20 protein-coding genes are annotated in these 17,980 nt (G+C 30.8%); all 20 read right to left on the reverse strand.

Features of this window, described 5'->3' with window-relative positions; translation table 11 throughout:
- Window positions 1–143 precede the first annotated feature (143 nt).
- The 20 genes from AC4PID_RS00925 to AC4PID_RS01020 all read right to left on the reverse strand — a co-directional run bounded on the left by AC4PID_RS00925 (window position 144) and on the right by AC4PID_RS01020 (window position 17,962).
- A complete protein-coding gene (locus AC4PID_RS00925; RefSeq protein ID WP_492133710.1) occupies window positions 144–671 on the reverse strand; it encodes a hypothetical protein in 528 nt (175 codons plus the stop codon).
- Between the two features lie 184 nt (window positions 672–855).
- A complete protein-coding gene (locus tag AC4PID_RS00930) occupies window positions 856–1,209 on the reverse strand; it encodes a nucleotide pyrophosphohydrolase (RefSeq protein ID WP_492133711.1) in 354 nt (117 codons plus the stop codon).
- Window positions 1,210–1,311: 102 nt separating this feature from the next.
- Complete coding sequence (locus AC4PID_RS00935) at window positions 1,312–1,869, reverse strand: D-glycero-alpha-D-manno-heptose-1,7-bisphosphate 7-phosphatase (RefSeq protein ID WP_492133712.1); 558 nt, start codon at window positions 1,867–1,869, stop codon at window positions 1,312–1,314.
- A 104-nt stretch (window positions 1,870–1,973) separates the two neighbouring features.
- Entirely contained in the window at window positions 1,974–2,801 is an 828-nt protein-coding gene (locus tag AC4PID_RS00940) for a class I SAM-dependent methyltransferase (RefSeq protein ID WP_492133713.1), read from the reverse strand.
- A 140-nt stretch (window positions 2,802–2,941) separates the two neighbouring features.
- Window positions 2,942–3,598 (reverse strand): DMP19 family protein, encoded by a 657-nt coding sequence (locus tag AC4PID_RS00945; protein WP_492133714.1) that lies wholly within the window; start codon window positions 3,596–3,598, stop codon window positions 2,942–2,944.
- A 206-nt stretch (window positions 3,599–3,804) separates the two neighbouring features.
- Complete coding sequence (locus AC4PID_RS00950) at window positions 3,805–4,428, reverse strand: TIR domain-containing protein (RefSeq protein WP_492133715.1); 624 nt, start codon at window positions 4,426–4,428, stop codon at window positions 3,805–3,807.
- Window positions 4,429–5,826, reverse strand: a complete 1,398-nt coding sequence (locus tag AC4PID_RS00955; protein WP_492133716.1) for an SIR2 family protein — start codon at window positions 5,824–5,826, stop codon at window positions 4,429–4,431.
- Between the two features lie 116 nt (window positions 5,827–5,942).
- On the reverse strand, window positions 5,943–6,539 hold the full coding sequence (locus AC4PID_RS00960; RefSeq protein ID WP_492133717.1) for a hypothetical protein: 597 nt from the start codon (window positions 6,537–6,539) through the stop codon (window positions 5,943–5,945).
- 310 nt (window positions 6,540–6,849) lie between these two features.
- Complete coding sequence (locus tag AC4PID_RS00965; RefSeq protein WP_492133718.1) at window positions 6,850–7,164, reverse strand: hypothetical protein; 315 nt, start codon at window positions 7,162–7,164, stop codon at window positions 6,850–6,852.
- A 288-nt stretch (window positions 7,165–7,452) separates the two neighbouring features.
- Complete coding sequence (locus AC4PID_RS00970; protein WP_492133719.1) at window positions 7,453–8,028, reverse strand: hypothetical protein; 576 nt, start codon at window positions 8,026–8,028, stop codon at window positions 7,453–7,455.
- Between the two features lie 121 nt (window positions 8,029–8,149).
- The gene (locus tag AC4PID_RS00975; RefSeq protein ID WP_492133720.1) at window positions 8,150–9,034 is read right to left on the reverse strand and encodes a hypothetical protein; all 885 of its coding nucleotides are present in this window, start codon (window positions 9,032–9,034) and stop codon (window positions 8,150–8,152) included.
- A 166-nt stretch (window positions 9,035–9,200) separates the two neighbouring features.
- Window positions 9,201–9,608, reverse strand: a complete 408-nt coding sequence (locus AC4PID_RS00980) for a hypothetical protein (RefSeq protein WP_492133721.1) — start codon at window positions 9,606–9,608, stop codon at window positions 9,201–9,203.
- A gap of 639 nt (window positions 9,609–10,247) precedes the next feature.
- Entirely contained in the window at window positions 10,248–10,877 is a 630-nt protein-coding gene (locus tag AC4PID_RS00985; protein ID WP_492133722.1) for a PHP-associated domain-containing protein, read from the reverse strand.
- 97 nt (window positions 10,878–10,974) lie between these two features.
- Window positions 10,975–11,958, reverse strand: a complete 984-nt coding sequence (locus tag AC4PID_RS00990) for an AbiH family protein (protein ID WP_492133723.1) — start codon at window positions 11,956–11,958, stop codon at window positions 10,975–10,977.
- A 1,051-nt stretch (window positions 11,959–13,009) separates the two neighbouring features.
- The gene (locus AC4PID_RS00995; protein ID WP_492133724.1) at window positions 13,010–13,165 is read right to left on the reverse strand and encodes a hypothetical protein; all 156 of its coding nucleotides are present in this window, start codon (window positions 13,163–13,165) and stop codon (window positions 13,010–13,012) included.
- Window positions 13,166–13,689: 524 nt separating this feature from the next.
- Entirely contained in the window at window positions 13,690–14,391 is a 702-nt protein-coding gene (locus tag AC4PID_RS01000) for a hypothetical protein (protein WP_492133725.1), read from the reverse strand.
- A 194-nt stretch (window positions 14,392–14,585) separates the two neighbouring features.
- Entirely contained in the window at window positions 14,586–15,110 is a 525-nt protein-coding gene (locus AC4PID_RS01005) for a 2'-5' RNA ligase family protein (RefSeq protein ID WP_492133726.1), read from the reverse strand.
- A 119-nt stretch (window positions 15,111–15,229) separates the two neighbouring features.
- The gene (locus AC4PID_RS01010) at window positions 15,230–15,958 is read right to left on the reverse strand and encodes a PIG-L family deacetylase (protein WP_492133727.1); all 729 of its coding nucleotides are present in this window, start codon (window positions 15,956–15,958) and stop codon (window positions 15,230–15,232) included.
- Window positions 15,959–16,047: 89 nt separating this feature from the next.
- Window positions 16,048–16,632 (reverse strand): hypothetical protein, encoded by a 585-nt coding sequence (locus tag AC4PID_RS01015; RefSeq protein WP_492133728.1) that lies wholly within the window; start codon window positions 16,630–16,632, stop codon window positions 16,048–16,050.
- A gap of 628 nt (window positions 16,633–17,260) precedes the next feature.
- On the reverse strand, window positions 17,261–17,962 hold the full coding sequence (locus tag AC4PID_RS01020) for a hypothetical protein (protein ID WP_492133729.1): 702 nt from the start codon (window positions 17,960–17,962) through the stop codon (window positions 17,261–17,263).
- Window positions 17,963–17,980 lie beyond the last annotated feature (18 nt).

Genomic DNA, 17,980 nt, shown 5'->3' on the forward strand with positions numbered 1-17,980 from the left:
ATATGCTTCATTATATTATTACCAATAGAATTAATTGTCATTATGGTTTATACTGTTTTGTCCGAGTTTCGCCTAACGTTCTTGCAGTCCTCGCAGCGTAAGTTGCGAGGACTGTGTGTTATGTGAAGTTATATTTATTATTTTTATCTTGGCTCTTCTAAATGGTACTCTTCTAAAAAATCATTGTAATTGTACTCTACATTGTACTTCCAATCCATATGCTCATACAATGGTGCCCTAATCATCATATAAAGACCGAACAATATTAGAATAATATTGATAAAATATTGGATATTTCCTAGAGAATTTATTGGTAATCTTGCGGTAATAAATGATGCTTTGGCGTACAATCCGAAGCATCCTATTATTATAAAAACGCCACCCCATGTTAGACCATTGGTATCACCTTCAGCTTTTTTTACAAATATTTCCTCAGCATCTTGTGAAAATATAATCCGTCCATCATTTTTGTATAGATTTATTGATTCATAATCTGGAACTGTTGAAAATTTAAAATTCATATCAGTAGACCAACTTGCATAAATAAACAGCACGATATACACAATTATATATACAATTCTCCTAATTATTAGTTTGTTTTTTAATTGTTCTAATTTGATTTCATATTGTGAATCTTTTTTTAACTGAATCTTATTTAGATATCTATCCATAATAATCAGAAACAGGATAATTGTAATTATTAAAACTATTGTCATAATGTATTCCTTGTCACTCAAATTTAAATGCTATTTCACATTTTTTACTGCAGTTTTTTTGAAATAATTTCACATAACGTTCTTGAAGTCTTCGCAGCCTTTGTTGCGAGGACTGTGTGTTATACGAAGGCTAAACATTTTAACTTTCTTCATGATCTTTCTTAAAATCTCTTTTCATATTTTTATCGAACTTTTTCCGATATACCTCAGAATACTCTTCGGAACTAACATCAAACCTATTAAGAACATCTGAATAGTACATCATAATATCACACATTTCTTCAATAAACCTTGTACGAATTTCTGTGTTTTCCATGATTTCTGATTCACCTTTTTTCTTTATTATTGATATTACTTCGCCAATCTCTTCAATCATATACAAAATATATGTTTTACCATGTTCTGGCTGCATCGACCACCATATGTCTTTATGCTTTTCCCATAGTTTTTTTGACATTAATAGAGCTTCTTCTATATCTAAATTATTAGCCATGTAGCCTCCCTGTTTATGAAATAATTACTTGTTAGCTTTCGTATAACGTTCTTGCAGTCCCTCGCAGCGTAAGTTGCGAGGACTGTGTGTTATACGAAGCACTTAACCAATTTCACTTGAATTATCTTTAATCCATATTGCTGCTTCAAAGAAATCCTCAGCAATATAATCAGTCTCTATATCTTGCCATGTGTGTCGAAATTCTTTTAAACTCCCTTCACCAACACCAGTCAAAACTAATATTTTTTTTAGTCCAATATTATGTGCGAATACCATATCAAACATTCCCATATCACCAATCATATAACTTTTCTCAATATCAATTTTCTTAATCTTATTCGCTTCATCAAATAAACCAATATTTGGTTTCCTACATGTACAGCCATCTGATTTTGAATGAGGGCAACAATAAAATTCTAAGTTATCAATCCCATTCTCTTTTGCTTCTATAAGTAATTCAGATTTTTTTGCTTCGTAATTACTTATAGTGATTATATTTTTAGATATTTTACTTTGATTTGTTACTATAACAAGTCGATAGTTTTCATCCTGAAGAAGTTTTAGACCTTTTAATACATTTGGATAGAACTCAAAGTCTGTTATGTCTCCTATAGGATCACCTCCCAGTGTTCCCTGTAAGTCCATTAGAACAGTTCTCATATCGATTCACTCCCCTCGTGTTTCGTATAACGTTCTTGCAGTCCTCGCAGCCTTAGTTGCGAGGACTGTGTGTTAGGCGAAGGCACTTTATTTTATTTATAATCCTACTTGTAAAAGCTAAATGCAATAATTTCGCTCTTATCAGTGTCATTTCTTGGTAATGAATCTGAAGGATCTAATTTGCCAACTATATGCTCAATCGTTCCTTTGCATTCAAGTTTGAAACCAACACTTTCAAAATACTGGATATATTTATCGAAATCAGCATATAATCTATTTTCTAGTCCTAGTTCTAAAGCAGTTTCACTTCCTTTTTCATAGAAGATTTCTATAACAGAAAATCTACCTCCGTTTTTTAGAGATCTATAAACTTCTGAAACTAATTGCTGATATTCCATCACATTTCCAAGATAATTTCCCATAAAATTATCAATACTACCACTCTTAAATGGTAAAGGCTTGTCTAAATCTAAATCAATATAACCAATATTGTTTTTCTCTTTGTTTGCTTCCATGTGAGCTTTTAGAATATCAGGGCTTCCATCAGTTATAATAAATAACTGATCATCTCTTAATTTCTTAATCACTGTTCCGAAATATCCCGATGGCCCGCTTGCAAGGTCAATAATAATTTTCCCATTGTCTAATATTCGATCGAAAAAATTTAACGCCACTTCTCTCTTTGAATAATACTTGTCAAAAGCGTTATATTTACTATTCATTTCTAAAACGATTCCATGTTCTCTAAACATTGTCTGCATATGCATTGACCAAAAAGGTCTTTCTTCGTCATTCGCGAATAAACCAATATATGAATTTTTAAACTCAATTTCGTGACTACACGAATTGCATATAAAACTTTTATCATCAATTTCATAGTTTCCAGAACAATTACATTTCAAAATATCTTTATATGTATCAGCAATTTTCATATAGTTTCCTCTTCTTATGTTATTTTTTATATTTGTACATTTTCTTTATATGTAGATATGCTTCATTTATTGTGCTTTCGCCTAACGTTCTTGCAGTCCTCGCAGCGTAAGTTGCGAGGACTGTGTGTTATACGAAGCAATTATTTCTTTATAAATTTTTTTGTGTTTTCACGAATATATTTTATTCTCAACTCACTTAAATTCTCATCAATTGAATAAAACATACTGTCAACTTCATTCAATTTTGTAAGTTCATAAGACTCACTAAATGCTTCAATTGTTCCTATTTCCCTCATTTTTAATTGCATATCTATTTCATCATTAAAAATATCAACTGCTTGTTTGATCAAGTCTGCATGTTTTACTGCTCCAATTTCTAATAATCCTACATAAGCTTCTTCAACAAATTGATTTGATGAATTATAAAAATATTGATTGAATCCACCATTGTTAACTTCTGCTTCAAATATCCATGTTGAATAAAGCATTATCAATCCATCCGGTAACGAACTAATTATTTCTTTTTCCTTATCATAATCTGTTAGTTTCTGTTCCCAAATGTAATTCATAAGTGCATACTCAATTTTTTCATCTGGAATAGCATTCATTGATTCTTCTGTCAGGTAAGTTATTTTCTCAAAATTATTGAATTCTTTAATGCTTTCCTCGATATAATCAATGGCATTTTCATTGATACTTGATTCGGAATTTAATTTATCATTTTTAACTCTTAATGGACTTTTAATGAATATAATTACTCCAATTAAAATTAATGCGGCAATGCCTATATATTTCATAGTCCCTCCTTGTTTCGTATAACGTTCTTACAGTCCTCGCAGCCTTAGTTGCGAGGACTGTGTGTTATGTGAAGTGATAATTATATTCTCTTTAACTATAGCTCTTCTTTTAATAATTTATGAAACGATCAATATTAAACGTCAATTATTATTTACAACCCCTCTTAAATGCTAATACTCAATTGCTTCAAAATACATTAATTCGACTACATTCGTTTTGTTAATGTAAACTGATTTCTTCTATCTCTTTTAGATATAGCATTGTCAATATATTTTCCAATATCGTTTTTAAAATCATCCATACTTACTAATGAAATATAAGAATCTTCTAAGCTATCATATATGCCTTGGCATCTATTTTTTTTGTAATCTACTTTAATATTGATCATGTTTTTTCTTACAAGATTGTTAAAATAATGTAGCAGATTAACTTCTGAAGTTTCATTACATTCATTGCACTTATGGCTACTTGTAGAAAATAATAAGCTCTTTGCATTTTCTGTATAAACTGCAACAATACCACTTGTTTGGTTGTTTTCTCTATCCTCTAATGAATAACGTAGTTCATCATACATCCAGTCATCATATTTGTTTGTCGAGAAATCTTTATAATACTCAATTGCATTAGGCGTCAATATTACAATAGTTACGCTTGTCCTTTTAAGTTTTTTATAAAGATAATTTCTTATTGAATCATCTGTCATATGTGATCGGTCTTCATCTTCTGAGAAATCAATTACATCCTCACTTTCATCAAACAACTCACATAACTCTTCCTTATACTCTTTCCCGTCACTGAATCTAAACGAAATAAAAACTCTTCTAGCCATCTAATTAACCTCCTCAACGGTTTTAATATGTTCATGAATCATACTCATTATTCTTTCAACTATCAAATCATATTGAGTTTCATTTTTCAGATATTCCAAGTCCTCTGAATGATAATTATTTGCAATTAATTGATTAGCAACTTCTAAACTTCTTCCTCCAGTAATCCCAATTGGAATAATCAATGCTCCATTAGAACGAGCTAACTCAAACTCTTCTTTCATACCTTGCGAAAGTACTACTTTATCCTCATTATCTTTAGTCCCATATAATAGTATACAAACTCCCACATCACTAAGCATGAGCTGTCGATACAAAGAATATTTTTCTGATAGACCAATTGGAAACGGATACAATTTCAATTTTTCCTCAAACTTAAACTCTTCATTAACTTTAATATATTCCATTGTCTCATCAATTATCAAAGAGCCAACATTCAAACCATATCCACATATTATTTTTGACCCCTCTGATAATCCCAAAACTCGTTTAACAATCCCCCTTATTAACGATTCATCTAAAACTTCTTTTTGCGAATCTGCAATGGCCGAAGAAATAAATATATTTTCTTTATTAACTTGTATAGCAATTTGTGATAATAAAATATCTAAATCAGAATACTCATTAATTTCAATAATCTCTATACCATATCTTTTAAAATCATTAATTTGGAGCTTTCTTTTTTTCTGTGCATACTCAAACTCACTTTGTGATTGATATTCTTCTCTCTTTATAACTCGCATTATAGCAAAATGTTCCTGTTTTTCCTCACCAACTATACTTCTAATTCTAGCCAATAAGGCAATCAAATCAGGATCACTGAAACTATAGCCCATAAAAAGAAATGACTTTGTTGTCAAGTCACCTCTTAAGGCATTTATCATACTTCCATGAGTATCCTGATATAGTTCGTAATCATCTTTCGTAATAACCGCATCGCTACTTTCTGTTACATCACCATGCATTTTATAAACGACCACATCTGATCCTTTAACGGGATACATCAAATCTTTATCTCTTCTTTTTACATCAGTTCTTTTTTTGTGATTTAGAAGGGCACTTTCAATTAGATTATCGTAATTAGTTGTCCAATATGTATCTATTGGTAAACTTGCTAGAATATTATGCGTATTTGTAGGTGTTTTATTTGAACTAATGTTTTCAATAATAGCTTCAATTATATTTTTTTTACTTTGCTTGTATGTTACATAGTATTGGGCTAAGCTTATTAAATCATCTTCTTTATCTATATCAAGATCTAATTCATTTGCCACATCTCTTAACAATTCTTTCCAATTAACATAACCCGCACCACTTGACAATCCAGCTCCTATAAATGCACCACCTCTACCTAACTTAAGGTACTTTGAATATTTTTTTATGAACAAGTCATGGTTCATTAAATACACCTCCATCACAATTTGATTTATTTTACTGTTTTTAATTGTTTGCTCTTCTAACTCATTTCACATAACGTTCTTGCAGTCCTCGCAGCCTTAGTTGCGAGGACTGTGTGTTAGGTGATGTTACACATGTCTTTGTTAACTAACTGATTATAATATGTCATAATCTTGTGAAGTGCCTTAGTCTCTTGCAAAGATATATTTATTGAATCCATTTCTTTTACAAACTCGAATACGGTTGAATTGACTTCATTTTTAAATTGCTTGAATGACACTTTATATGGCCCCATTTTTAATTCCGCATTTGTAAAGTATTCACTTGAAACTTCATCAAGATTAAAGGAATTTCCGCCTTTTATCCAATCATGTTTTCTATATAATTCACTAATGGATACCGTATCTTCTTTACGATCAAATTTTATCCAAGTAAAATCATTTTCAATATTATATATATATTCAGTAGACGCGATTTCAAGAGTCTTTACAACTTTCACAAGTTGTTCCAAATGCACGTTTATCAATTCTGTTGTTAAAATTTCATCGGGAATTACACCTTCTTCAATAAATACAATATATTCATAGTTCCCAATGTTAAAAGTGAATTGTCCATATATATTCCCATACTCATGCTCTAATTCTTGTTTTGACATTTGGCTCATTTCCTGTATATATGGCTTATGCAAATAGTATTTTATTTCAAATTTCTCCATGCATTTTACTTCCTCACGTGTAATTTCACATAACGTTCTTGCAGTCCTCGCAGCCTTAGTTGCGAGGACTGTGTGTTAGATGAAGCCTATTTCATCTTGAACCTTATTTCAAGATACCTAAATTATCTTTTGTTATTTTGAGCATAAGCTAAGTATCTTTTAATATATTGCTAAACTCAAAGATAATCAAAACGTTCATCGCAATTTTCACAAAATCGCAACTCTCAATGCTAATCATATTTTTTATTTTTATACTCGCAGCCTACAAGATAATCAGCCAACCCACCTCATATTATTAACGGATTTATGATTAATTCCATCTTTCAAATATAAGAACTGATTTAATTATCCCAAAGCAAAAGCATATAGCACAAATAATTAAGAATTGTATTTTTCTGCTTGTCATTTTTTTATACAAATTGAGTAATGGAAATATTAGGAGTGCAATATAAGTCAAAATGATGATTATTCCAAGTGGTATAAATAATGCAGGCATTTCTTCACCAACATCCACACTATATCCACTTATAAACAACAATGAATAAAGTCCAACAAACAAAAGCAACATGCCAGCACCAAAACTTAGTATTGAGGATAATAATATTGAAACCCAGTCTTTTTTCATTTGTTAACTCCTTTTGCATTAAGTAGTTTATACTTTTATATTGGTTTTCGTTCTTAAAGTTTAAGTCGCTTTAATGGCAAGGACAACGTGTTAGATGATGCTTAAATAATTTTTTGGCTCTTTTGAACGTTAGCTCAATTATCTTTTCATTGAATGCTTTTGCTTTAACAAGATCAAAATGCTCATCACGCTTTTAACAAAATCAAAATTCCCAATCCTAAACATCTTTTTTTAGGTTTCATCTAACGTTCTTGCAGTCCTCGCAGCGTAAGTTGTGAGGACTGTGTGTTAGACGTAGTTAGTTTTATATTTCTTAATATCTATCTTCTTTTCATCAATAATATGTCCACTTTGATAGTATTCAACTTCAATAACTTCTTCAGACAAATTTATCTCATAATAGACACCTAGACAGTACCTACATACATGTTCAGGTAAAGTTGTTCCATCAAATGACCATACATCATCATAACTATCTTTTGTGAGAGCCATTAATCTATATCTGTCTGAATCTTTTTCAGCTTGAGGCCGATTTGATTTTTTCATTTCTATTGCTATTAGGTTGTCTTGTTGAATGTTTCTACCTCTACTGTGTACAATTAAATCGCAATTTATTCTAATTACCTCTTCCTTTAATCCTTTGATTGTTTTTAAAAGAGTTTTAACAGTTCCATTTCTATTTCTGTTATATTCTACATCAACATAATATGATGAAAATTCCGAGTTATATATTACTCTTGCTATATGTTGACTAAGTGCTCCACAAAGTGTTCTTTCAGAAACTCTGGTAACTAGTAACTCAATATCATTTGTTAAAAAATTACTGTTTGATTTCTCAAAGATTTCAATCATTCGTTCTATCATCGTTTTTCCTCACTTGTTTTTCTAATTACGTCTAACGTTCTTGCAGTCCCTCGCAGCGTAAGTTGCGAGGACTGTGTGTTAGACGAAGGAATTTTTGAATCCTATTTTCTTTTAATCAACATTACATTATATTGTGCGATTTTATGAAATAACTGTTATTTATTTTTACGATTGTCAATACTGGATCATTTTTATTAGCTCCAAACAGTTTAATAGTATTATCTTTAACTTCAACCGTTTTACATTTAAAGCTCGCTGGTCCAAAATCGCTTGTGTAATTATAGTAAGCATCTGTACTTTCAAGGTAAATTAATAGATGAAAATCACTATTTGATAGCTCATCGAGATTTATTCCTGCATATGTACTAAATAAACTTTGAACTTTATTTCGTTCAAATCTATGAATGGGAACAGGTAATTTATTCAAGTTATCCTCCCCATCAAACGGCCAATTGGGATGCTTGGATAATAATTTGATTTCTGGAAGTTCTTTTGGAACAGTACCAATAGGGGAATATCTTAGAAACTCACCTAAATCAATATCCTTAATATCATTATAATATGATGCAAAATAGCCACATAGAGGATTTACAATAAAAGAATCCTGATAATTGTACATTGGTTGAAATAGAAAATTGATATCATCTATCTGTGTTTCAGAAATGTTATCTCTACTTATATAGATATCTTCCCATATATAGTTCCAATAGTAGGTTAGATCATTTGTCATTAAATCGTACTTCAAGTTGCTAAAATTAATTTTCAATTCTTCTTCGTGCTTAACTTGCTGTTCATTCTCGTCTAATAATATTTTTTTATCTCTATTCAATGATTGAACTTCTTCACTTAATTTCTCTTGCAGTATAGCCAAATCAGATATTTCATTTTCATATTGTAAGAGTGTATCGTTAATAGATATAATTTTTTTATCGTAACTGATCTTTTGAAATACAAATGCAATTATAATTACTAAGATTATTGCTACACTAGAAATTATTTTTTTCATAGAAATCACTCCCTTCTCAGTTTATGTATTTCTTCGATGATTTATACTTTTTATTCTTTCGTCTAACGTTCTTGCAGTCCTCGCAGCCTTAGTTGCGAGGACTGTGTGTTATCTGAAGCCCCATTTTTCATTTATAATCATTTATTTATTCAGTCAAATCTAATTTCTAGAAATTTACAAAAGATTTCCAATCAACAGAGAAAAAACCGAGCGTATACAATAATATGAATATATAAAATACTAATATGACAATAATCCTAATTAAGTTAAGTATAAAAATTAAAACATCCTTTTTTGTATATTTTTCTGCATTGTTCTCATATCGATTATACTTGTATTCTTTCCAGAGCCACGTTGAAATTCTTATACAAAAAATTATAAATGCTGCAATAGCTGACAGTGTTAGAGAACTTGCTAAATTTCCTTTTGTATTTTTTTCAATAAAGAAAAAGTATATCGTTACTAAGGGAACCGTAAAAAAAGTTGGCATTAATACAAACTTATTTTTTCCCTTTTCTCTATATTTTTTCCATGTTTCTGGATAAAAAAATAAGTTACTATCTTCCTTTTTCATCTAGTTGTTCCCTTCTGATTTATACGAAATCAAACAAGTTCTATTAATACATATTTGTAAGTTTAATTTCACATATTAAAGATATTTTGGGGTTTCAGATAACGTTTAAAATTCCAGTCGTCCTGTATTTAGACTTCTCCACTTTTAATTTTAACATTGCGCCACTATAAAATAACCCCGTAACAATGCGGGATGATGACTGGAATTTGGTGTTATACGATGTTGGATTTCCTGACCGAGAAACGCAGGTAGCTAGACTTTCAAGCTTAATCACTATTTATAAGACTTCGACCTCTATCCTCGCTTTTTCAGAAGCGAGCCATGTCGGCGACTGAAATAAGACAGGTTTTTCATGCACTAAAGTCAGGCAACTTAAGTATAAAGGTTGCGACACTAATTAAACGGATTTCGACCCATACGTTTCTCGGGCATTTCCCCCTTAACTCCTAAACTACAATTTCGGAATTAACTTCGAATCGTAATACAAATACTCTATGTAACACAACCCTAGTCAATCGCATTGACTTCAATCACTTAGAAAGACACCATCTTTCCCTTACCCTAACTATCAATATCGTATAACGTTCTTGCAGTCCTCGTAGCGTAAGTTACGAGGACTGTGTGTTATATGAAGGACCTTTATTCTACTAAATTGTTTTTTATTGCATATATCAAATCGATTTCAGATTCTATTTCATATTTAAAATTAGTAACACACAATCCAACTTCACTTTTATTATGACTATCGCTACCTTTAACTTGAGTTTTATTATATGTTTCAGCTACTATTTTAGCTTTTTCATTTTGTTCTTTAGTAGCTCTTCCATTACATACTTCAATAAAATCTACTTTGGTAATTATATCTTTTAAAAGAATCGGTTCTTTAATACTCGTACCTATACAATAGAATTGCTCACGGTACATGTGAGGAATACCAATAATACCACCACGATCGTGAACAATATCAATCAAATCGATTGGATGAATACACTGCATTATTACGTCCTCAATGTCCAAGATGTTTTTTTCTATTGGTAGTATGACGAGCATATCACCAAATTTTGTCATTATTTCAACTCCCCTTAAGACCAAAAAATTATCAATTTCACATTTTCTATTAAGGTATGCTTCAAATCCCTTATAAGATTCATGATCTGTAATGACCATTCCGTCAATACCTCTATTCTTCAAAATATTTATAGTATCATGAATCGATAAATCACTACAATTCGATCCTTCACTTGAGTGTACATGCAAATCTATAAGCATTTTCATCTCCTTGTTTTTTGTATTCATTTTGGTCTTTCATATAACGTTCTTATAGTCCTCGCAGCCTTAGTTGCGAGGACTATGTGTTATAGGAAGGTCAAATATCCTCGTACGCTATAAAATTAATCCTTTTTGAAATATCGAATCGTGTCAACATTTCTTCACCTAAGAATACTCTGAGATTATATAGATAATCAGAAATCGCATCTTCATTGTGATAATAAAAATTAAAATATATTGGTGGCATTTTTGTATAATCGTTTAACGTATACTTTGTTATCCAATCTTTTACCTCTTGAAAAAAATAATGATCCGATTCCCCAAAAGAAAAACCAATAAAAAATAATTCAAGTTTTTCTCTCTGATCTTTATATATTATGGAGTTCTTTTTCATCTTTATGCTTTGTGAAATTTTGAAAATACTGTGTAATTTCTTAATATCCATTTTTCTTGAAAAAGGAATTCCCAAAATAATCTCATCATTTAATGAACCGTGGACATAATTCAACTTGCTTCCAACATACTTTTCAGGAGTATTAGTATAGTTAAAAGAAAAAATTCTTTCAGAACTTTTAATAATATCAATTTCATTACTTTCGAGTAACTTAAACTTTGAATCCATTTCATATTGAACATTTAGTAAATACTCGAATAATTTTAATTTCACTTCTCTATAATCTCTATCAACATTTTCTATTAATAATTCGTACCACATTGGATTTTTTATTTCTAAAGAAGAGTTATAGTTATCTATACTAAAAAAGGAGTAATTCATGTATTGAACTGCATTATATAAATTTATTTTACTCATTGTCTTGTTAAACTCTCTTTTATCAATTACATAACTATTTGATTTCTCTCTTATTGAAATATTATTTTTAAGGTCAGATAAGTCCTCAAGCATTATAAGCAAATCATTTTCTAAGTCTACCCAATTGAAACCATTATTTTTATTACTTAAATATGTGTATATCAGATTATTTACATTACAATTTAAAGTATAATAATTAAAAAAGTCTTTATACGTTGTTTTTAGTCCATGTCTTAAGTCAAATCCATTTCCAATTATCGTTACTTTCATTTTTCCTCCTTAATTGACTTTCCTATAACGTTCTTGCAGTCCCTCGCAGCGTAAGTTGCGAGGACTGTGTGTTATCTGATGTCCGTTTTGATCGATAACAATTTTTTCTTCAACTATCAAAGCGGAACATTCTACTTTTCTTACAACATAACCTAACAAATGCTTTGTCGCTTTTTCGAGCGTCAGCGAGTTTGTCTCTTCCGAGCGAAAGCGAGTTGTCTCTTTCGAGCGTTAGCGAGTTTGTCTCTTCCGAGCGTCAGCGAGCTTGTCCCTTCACGAGCGTCAGCGAGCTTGTCCCTTCACGAGCGTCAGCGAGCTTGTCCCTTCACGAGCGTCAGCGAGCTTATCTTTTCTCGAGCGTCAGCGAGTTTGTCTTTTCCGATCTAACATGTTGATACTTCGCCTCTTATAAGTTGAATAAAATCCTTCGATATGCACCATCACTTATTTCTTTAATTTACTTCAATTAGCTAACTGACTTAACGATGTTTGTCTTAATACAATGTCTCTTTTAATTCGTAAGTCTAATTTCGGATATCAGATAACGGTTTGCTGTTCTCGAAGTTACTGTGTTTCCTCCTCAGAGGAAACTTGGCGCGGAACTTGCCTCAATATAACTATTCTACACACTGTAATATTTTCCTTCATAACCTAAAAACTTCTCTCGCAATTTCCGTGACAAAAGCAATTTCGAGAAAAGTTTGTTAGGCGAAGTTTTTAACCATTAAGTGAGCGAAAAACTGTAGCCAGCCCACTTCATAACCTTTTAGCTAATCCCACCTTCACTTATCAAACCTAGATAGCCTTACTTAGTTTTTCGTGAATTCTAACATGAAGCTGTAAACATCACATTTTTGAGTCTTTAATTCTAATGATTCTATAAAGGGATTTAAGTATCGCAAAAATCCCAAATATGTAAATGCGAACAATCAAACTTTAGCCTAATCGATCACATCTCTTCCTTACCTAACCACTCCTAATTTCGCCTAACGTTGTTGCAGTCCCTCGCAGCGTAAGTTGCGAGGACTGTGTGTTATATGAAGTTCATTAATTATTCGATGAGAGTTCCATCAAAACTCACTCTGTATTTATTATTTTCAAAATCCACTAAATCTATCCAATTATCTTTAATTTCAAATGGATTTGAACCATTTATACTGACAAAAATATCTCGCCCTGTAAACTCCCATTCTAATGTTCCATCCATTGTAATTCCAATAATTGAGCCCTCACAATAAACTATAAATCGATTTTCTACCTTATGAACAGAAAAACATTCGTAACAATTCTCAGTAGTTAAAGACCAAATTAACGATAAACTATGTAAATTAAGAGCAACAACGTAGCATCCTATAACTATGATTATTTTGTTATTTTGTATAACTGCGCTATCTTCATGTGGTTGTAAAATTCCAGCATTATCAGCAACAATTATTGCACTATTTCTAACATTATCTTCTTGGTCGGTTACTATTACAGAGTATTTAGTTGAATACTGTTCGCCATTAATTGAATGTAATAACTTATGAATATGTTAATAATTTGTTTTGTCATCTTTAGATTTTAATGAAAATTCCTGATCTGATGAAATTTTAATGATCATGCTATCATAATTATAAATACTCATCAAAGTGTCTCCCTAATTATCTTCTACTGAATTTCATATAACGTTCTTGCAGTCCTCGCAGCGTAAGTTGCGAGGACTGTGTGTTAGACGAAGTAATTTTTAAATTATCTTGATAACGACATGTATCTGTTATACAATTGATCACACAATTCAAGACATTCAATATACTTGTTTAATATAATTGAATCCTCACTTAACTTTAAATAGCTCTCTTCTTTTAGTATTGAAATAAGTTGAAGTACATTATAGTAATGAATCGTATTATTATCTTTTTCGAATTCATTTAGTTCATTTTTTAATATTTCTAAATACGAGTTTAGAATTGAGAAATATGAACCACTAGCATTTCTATACTTACATTTTTGACCTAATTCATTGAAATGAGAAATAATGCCTGTTGAAAAATACTTACCGTGATTTTCTATGTCATTTCCATATCTTGCACCAAATGGAGTATACCAGCATACATTAGGTTCATTAATACTCCTAGTAATCATGATTCGATGCCACGTCTTAATTTCATTATATTTATTTTTCTCAAGCACTCTATATAATTGACTGTAATTTGTAAAGTTAGAATTTGAAACAAAATCGAATATTGCCCTATTTATCTCTTTGTCTACAACGCTAGAAAATGAACACCAAACCAAATAATTATTATCTAATTCACCAATTATCGCTAATTCACCTTTAGCGCTCATGTAAATACAGAAATATACTTGTTTTTGTGATAAATCATAGCTCGGTTTACTGCTATTCTCACTATTTACAAAATTTAATTTTGAAATATCTGTTGTTAATGTCATTTTTTCTCCAATCATATGTTGATATTATTATTTCGTCTAACGTTCTTGCAGTCCCTCGCAGCGTAAGTTGCGAGGACTGTGTGTTATGTGAAGTCCCTTATTCTTCATTTTTATGGCTCTAACTTTCAAACTGCATATTGAATTCTCCTATTTCTTAACATCTATTAATATCGCTATTGTCTCTTTCAGAAAATTTATATTAATGCAACCTCAATATCTACTATTGAATCTTCATTTTCATCAATTATTTCTACCGATATTTTTTTAACTACGGTCTGAAATACAGCATCATATTTCATCGACTCATTATACGCTGACTCTAATTCATCTTTAGAAGAGAAGCTGCCTAAAGTCATATGAGGTAAATAGGTTTCCTCATTTAACCACACTGGTTTATGGTCTTCCAATATCCCAGTATATAGTTTTGAACTGATTTTCTTTACCTGGTCAACTCCTTTATCCAATAAAAGAAAGAGAAATTTACCTAACTGATTGTCTATCTTAACAATTTTATACATTGATAACTCAAACTTCGCAATATCCGATAAGCTATTAATTAAGTGTGTTCTCATTTCATCTAGGTTTAAATCACTTTCAAATGTAAAAACTAATGTAATGTGTGGTTTTACATGATGTGCTAACGGATCATATTTTTCTCGAATACTATCTATTACACACATATTTTCGAACTCTGGAAAAATCATTATTGTTCTTTTCATCACTTATTCTCACTTTATATTTTATTCTATGTTTGTTATCACTATTGGGATTTCACATAACGTTCTTGCAGTCCTCGCAGCGTAAGTTGCGAGGACTGTGTGTTAGATGAAGTTCACCTTTAAACTTCTTTTAAAAAGCTTTCACTTCCAATTTCATAGCACTCATATTTACCAAATAATTTTAATAATGCAATTGGTTGACCAAAATACTTGTTCTTTTCATCTGGAAATTGACTTTTATATATTTCAATTAATTTCATCTTTGATTTTAACTCTTGTCTGTTTAATTTTATTAATTTATAACTGTCTAAATCGCTTCTACAAATTTTAGATGTAACTTTTGTTTTAACTTTTTTGGGCAACCACCAAAGTTTAGTTTTAGCAAAACTTGATGGGTATTTTGTGATTTGAATTAGTTCGGTACTTTTTAACCGGTTTTGCACTTCATGAGTTATATTTGAGATTTCTTTATGATCGGGATGACCGTTTCCGCCATACTTATCAAAACTGATTAAATGAGTTGGATTAAATGAATATGATATATTAATAATTTTTTCGACAGATTCTTCTTTATCCCATTTTAAAGATTCGCCATCAATCAAATCTAGAAAATAATATTTATGTATTTTTAAATGTTCGCAAGAACTTATAAATTCTCGTTCTCGTATTTTTGAAATTTCTTCATTGTTTAATCCAGACTGCTTATTTCGTATTCTTCCAGCTTCACCTTTAGTCGCACATATAAAAGCAACTTCATTATTTGAATTAATCAATTTTGTTATTAATCCTGAGAATGTATACTCATCGTCAGGGTGAGCAAAAATTGCTAGTATCCGATTTTTGTCCATTTCTTTAATCCTTTCATTTTGAATTTCATCTAACGTTCTTGCAGTCCTCGCAGCGTAAGTTGCGAGGACTGTGTGTTATGTGAAGTTTATTATTCTCTCATGCTTTCTATTAACGATTTTATATTTATACCAATCCCGCCAACATTAGGTTCAAGTATCACAGCGTTACATATAGCTGCCCCGAACCCCTTTTTCATTTCTTCAACAACACGAAACTCAATAATTCCCCTTTTATCGGTTATATCATTAAAAATCTTATTGATAATTGTTATTACATCACTTGTTGTTTTACAAATTTTCTTAAACGGTACAATTAGCATAACCATATCATTACTCTTTGCTTGTATTACATAATTTTGCTTTTTCTTAAATCCGTCATTATTTTCTTTAAAATATTTTGGATGTTTATTAGTTATTAATAATGCTGGCAATAACTCCTCAGCATCTCTGTTATTAATCTGGTGCCATGATAAAACTTCATTGTTAAAGTGAGATCCAACGGTCCCTTTTATAACAACAGCTTTATTGGTGGCTGCAATATCAGCCATTGTGTTAAAGTTATCTCTGAGTGCGTTACTAATCGGTTCATTCCAGCCGTAATCCAACAAGTAAATAAAGTAATCCCTGTTTGCTGTTTCAGGGATATTTTCTAGTGAGTGAATCATTAATCCCATGCTTTTTGTCCTTTCTTTTCCCTTATAAATTTCACATAACGGTTTAGCTGTTTCCGATCTTGCTGTGTTTCACTCTTCAGAGGGAAACTTGGCGCGGAATTTGCCCTCACCTTTAATATTCAAGAACTACTCTTATAATACCTTCTAGCCATTCCTTACTTTCTCGCAAATTCCGTGACAAAAGCAATTTCGGGAAAAGCGTGTTATACGATGTTGGACCATCTTGACCGAGAAACGCAGGTGGAGAGATTTTCAAACTTAACCACTCTAAAAAAGGCTTCGACCCCTTCCCTCGCTTTTTCAGAAGCGAGCCACGTCAGCGACTGAAATAAGACAGGTTTTTCATGCACAAAAGCCAGGCAGTTTAAGTATAAAGGTTGCGACTCTAATTAACCGGATTTCGACCCATACGTTTCTCGGGCATTTCCCTTTAACTTCTAAACTACGATCTCGGAATCATCTTAAACTCGTAACATTAAAAACACTATGTAACAAAATCCTTGTCAATCGCATTGACTCCAATCACTTAGAAAGACACCATCTCGCCCTTACCCTAACTCCCAATATCGTATAACGTTCTTGCAGTCCCCGCAGCGTAAGTTGCGGGGACTGTGTGTTAGGTGAAGAACTAATTAAATGTTTCAGTCTCATAAATTATATGAACTTTTTTCACTTCATCTTTTGAAATGATTATTGTTTCATAAATTATTGACTTCTGATTTTCTTTGTTTTTTGTTTTAAAAAGAATATACTCATTTTTATTTTCAAAGATTTCATCAAAAATATCAGATTGTTCATTCTTATCCTTATAAATTATTTTTATAATTCTCTTTTTTAAATAAAACTTTTCTAAAACATTTACAGCATAATAGCTAAAACTTAAAAAATGAATTGTTCCCAAAATAAAGTAACCAGTGTACCTTGATTTTTCTTCCAATCCTAAATTGTTATAGTTATTAAATACGTAAAATAATAGAATTGAATAAGGAATTGCCGTACATATCAGAACAAGATTTTGAATAAGCATTCTTTTGATCTTCCTCAAGAATATCTGAAATTTAATTCCTACTCTCGTATCTAATACTAAAACAAAAGAAACTGTAACAAAGTAGATTAATATTCCAATATTCTTCAACAAATCAATATTTTTAGGTATTATCATCAATAATACAAAAATAAAGAAGGTGAACATAATGCTTCTAAAATACTCTAAATAGTAAACTTGACGTTTATATTTTATTGCATAAGTATTAACTGATTTCATTACAAATTTACCTGTAACAATTGTAAATGCTAGTGTGATTATTAAATTCACAATATTATTGGTCATTTTTACTCCCCTATTTTA

The sequence above is a fragment of the Fusibacter sp. QWL-12 genome (assembly GCF_058683495.1).

Excerpts from the sequence above, each read along its gene's own strand:
- AC4PID_RS00990 (WP_492133723.1), bottom strand. The coding sequence starts at position 11,958 with ATGAAAGTAACGATAATTGGAAATGGATTTGACTTAAGACATGGACTA.
- AC4PID_RS01020 (WP_492133729.1), bottom strand. The coding sequence starts at position 17,962 with ATGACCAATAATATTGTGAATTTAATAATCACACTAGCATTTACAATT.
- AC4PID_RS01005 (WP_492133726.1), bottom strand. The coding sequence starts at position 15,110 with ATGAAAAGAACAATAATGATTTTTCCAGAGTTCGAAAATATGTGTGTA.
- AC4PID_RS00950 (WP_492133715.1), bottom strand. The coding sequence starts at position 4,428 with ATGGCTAGAAGAGTTTTTATTTCGTTTAGATTCAGTGACGGGAAAGAG.
- AC4PID_RS00995 (WP_492133724.1), bottom strand. The coding sequence starts at position 13,165 with ATGGATGGAACATTAGAATGGGAGTTTACAGGGCGAGATATTTTTGTC.
- AC4PID_RS00940 (WP_492133713.1), bottom strand. The coding sequence starts at position 2,801 with ATGAAAATTGCTGATACATATAAAGATATTTTGAAATGTAATTGTTCT.
- AC4PID_RS00925 (WP_492133710.1), bottom strand. The coding sequence starts at position 671 with ATGGATAGATATCTAAATAAGATTCAGTTAAAAAAAGATTCACAATAT.
- AC4PID_RS00985 (WP_492133722.1), bottom strand. The coding sequence starts at position 10,877 with ATGCTTATAGATTTGCATGTACACTCAAGTGAAGGATCGAATTGTAGT.
- AC4PID_RS00970 (WP_492133719.1), bottom strand. The coding sequence starts at position 8,028 with ATGATAGAACGAATGATTGAAATCTTTGAGAAATCAAACAGTAATTTT.
- AC4PID_RS00960 (WP_492133717.1), bottom strand. The coding sequence starts at position 6,539 with ATGGAGAAATTTGAAATAAAATACTATTTGCATAAGCCATATATACAG.
- AC4PID_RS01015 (WP_492133728.1), bottom strand. The coding sequence starts at position 16,632 with ATGGGATTAATGATTCACTCACTAGAAAATATCCCTGAAACAGCAAAC.
- AC4PID_RS00935 (WP_492133712.1), bottom strand. The coding sequence starts at position 1,869 with ATGAGAACTGTTCTAATGGACTTACAGGGAACACTGGGAGGTGATCCT.
- AC4PID_RS01000 (WP_492133725.1), bottom strand. The coding sequence starts at position 14,391 with ATGACATTAACAACAGATATTTCAAAATTAAATTTTGTAAATAGTGAG.
- AC4PID_RS00930 (WP_492133711.1), bottom strand. The coding sequence starts at position 1,209 with ATGGCTAATAATTTAGATATAGAAGAAGCTCTATTAATGTCAAAAAAA.
- AC4PID_RS00965 (WP_492133718.1), bottom strand. The coding sequence starts at position 7,164 with ATGAAAAAAGACTGGGTTTCAATATTATTATCCTCAATACTAAGTTTT.
- AC4PID_RS00975 (WP_492133720.1), bottom strand. The coding sequence starts at position 9,034 with ATGAAAAAAATAATTTCTAGTGTAGCAATAATCTTAGTAATTATAATT.
- AC4PID_RS01010 (WP_492133727.1), bottom strand. The coding sequence starts at position 15,958 with ATGGACAAAAATCGGATACTAGCAATTTTTGCTCACCCTGACGATGAG.
- AC4PID_RS00980 (WP_492133721.1), bottom strand. The coding sequence starts at position 9,608 with ATGAAAAAGGAAGATAGTAACTTATTTTTTTATCCAGAAACATGGAAA.
- AC4PID_RS00955 (WP_492133716.1), bottom strand. The coding sequence starts at position 5,826 with ATGAACCATGACTTGTTCATAAAAAAATATTCAAAGTACCTTAAGTTA.
- AC4PID_RS00945 (WP_492133714.1), bottom strand. The coding sequence starts at position 3,598 with ATGAAATATATAGGCATTGCCGCATTAATTTTAATTGGAGTAATTATA.